Origin of the sequence: Stutzerimonas stutzeri SDM-LAC (genome assembly GCF_000235745.1) — a bacterium.
GTDB classification, from domain to species: domain Bacteria; phylum Pseudomonadota; class Gammaproteobacteria; order Pseudomonadales; family Pseudomonadaceae; genus Stutzerimonas; species Stutzerimonas stutzeri_H.
The window spans coordinates 1-2,204 of the sequence record NZ_AGSX01000056.1; the positions used below are offsets into that span (position 1 = coordinate 1).

At 64.7% G+C, this 2,204-nt stretch carries 1 protein-coding gene and 1 pseudogene; both read right to left on the reverse strand.

All coding sequences use genetic code 11. From position 1 onward, the window contains the following. Window positions 1-289: hypothetical protein (locus PSTU_RS0106645; protein WP_019340260.1), on the reverse strand; the 289-nt coding region annotated here is incomplete at its 3' end. A 260-nt stretch (window positions 290-549) separates the two neighbouring features. Further along, a pseudogene (locus PSTU_RS0106650) lies at window positions 550-2,204 on the reverse strand (DNA ligase-associated DEXH box helicase); the annotation flags it as partial.

Genomic DNA, 2,204 nt, shown 5'->3' on the forward strand with positions numbered 1-2,204 from the left:
CCTGCAGCTGGCTCAACGTGGCGGGCGTTTGCGATTCCGGTGCATGGAGGAAGTCGCCCAGAAAGATCAGCTGCTCGCAAGGGTACCGCGCAACCAGTGTATCGAGTCGTTGCAGGTTGGCTTGGGTGGTGCCGTGGGGCACCGGTTGCCCAAGACGGCGGTAGGCAGCGGCTTTACCGATGTGAATATCAGCAATCAACAACGCCTGCTGTTGCGGCCAATAGATGGCCTTGTCGGCCAGTAACCAGAGTTCGGTCTGTTCAAGTTCGATGGAGAGGTGCGATGTCATGCGCGGAGTCTATCGTGCGTTCGGAGTCGATCCCACTGAGGCGCTGAATCTCGAGTGCGTTCGCGTGGTTGCAGGTACTGCCATCTCATCCGGTGACGCTGCGAAGACCCTATTGTCAGTTGAGAGCTCTTCAGTAGGAGCGAGCTTGCTCGCGCAGCTCAGGCTCTGTCCCTGCAGCGCACCTCTGTTGTGCCAAACCTGCAGGTGAAGGTCGGCGGGTTGATGCAGACAAGAGGCTGTTGATCGGGAGGTGGCAGGGTTTACAAGCGGGATGACTTTGCTTTTTTCACCCTCGGTGTGCCGTCCTTGGTCGCGCGCGGTTTGCGCTTCGCGCTGGTCTCCCGCTCAACGGCAATGCTGGCGCCTGCTTCCGGCTGGTAGCCGCCGGGCCCGGCGGCCTTGTCCAGTTCGGCGACCATCCGGCGGATGCGGTCGGCCAGTTTTTCCGAGGTCATGCTCTCGCGGAAGCGTTCGACCATCAGTGGAAAGGCCAGCGGCGTGGTGCGTTTGACGACGTGCACGTCCAATTCTCGCTGCTGTAAGCGGCTCAACGTCTGCTCCAGCCGCTCGACCTCCAGTTCCTGGCGCAGCACCTCTTCCTCAGCCTGAGTCAGCAGCAGGTTGGCCGGGTCGTACTGGCGGAAGACGTCGAAGAACAGTCCGCTGGAGGCTTGCAGCTGCCGCGCGCTCTTTTGCGCACCGGGATAGCCGGAAAACACCAGCCCGGCGATGCGCGCGATCTCGCGAAAACGCCGGCGGGCGAGCTCTCCGGCGTTGAGGCTGGCCAGCACGTCGTGCAGCAGGTTGTCCTGGCTGAACAGCGCCGGTGTCAGCCACTGCAGCCAGTCCACCTCGGTCGCCGAGAGCAGCTCGAAGCCGTAGTCGTTCACGGCGATGGAAAAGGTCAGCGGTTGGCGCTGGCCCATGCGCCAGGCCAGCAGGCTGGCCAGCCCCAGATGCACGTGTCGACCGGCGAAGGGGTAGAGAAACAGGTGCCAACCCTCGCGGGACTTCATCACTTCAGCCAGCAATGTGGTTTCGGTGGGCAGCGCGGACCAGTCCAGTTGTACCCGTAGCAGCGGCTCGACCAGTTGCATCTCGGGACTCTCGAACCGACCGCGCGAAGCGGTGCCGAGCTGCTCGACCACCGCATCGGCCAGCTCGCTGGAAAGCGGCATGCCCCCGCCATTCCAGCGCGGCACGGCGGCTTTCTTGCCGGTGGCGCGGCTGACGTAAGCGGTCATGTTCTCGACCCGCACCAGCTCCAGCAGGCGCCCGCCGAACAGAAAGTTGTCGCCGGGGCGCAGGCGGGCAATGAAGCCTTCCTCGATGGTGCCCAGTGACCGGCCGCTGCCGCCCTTGGCCCAGAATTTCACCGTCAGGCTGGCGTCGCTGACGATGGTGCCGATGCTCATGCGATGGCGGAGGGCGACGCGGCGGCTGGGGACTTTCCAAAGTCCGGTCTCGTCCGGCTCGACGCGCTGATAGTCCGGGTAGGCCGTCAACGAATGCCCACCATGACGCACGAACGCCAGCGCCCACTCCCAGTGGTCAGCGGTGAGCTCGCGGTACGACCAGGCCTGGCGCACTTCGGCGAACAACTCATCCGGCCGGAAGCCTCCGCCCAGTGCCATGCTGACCAGGTGCTGCACCAGCACGTCGAGGGGACGATGCGGGGCGCTGCGGGCTTCGATGCGGCGTTCGGCGATGGCGACTTGCGCTGCTGCGGCTTCCACTACTTCGAAACTGTGCGTCGGTACCAGCGTGACCCGTGATGTCCGTCCGGGTGCATGACCGGAGCGACCGGCGCGCTGCATCAGGCGCGCCACGCCCTTCGGCGAGCCGATCTGCAGCACCCGCTCGACCGGCAGGAAGTCGACGCCGAGATCGAGACTCGAGGGGCAGACCACTGCTT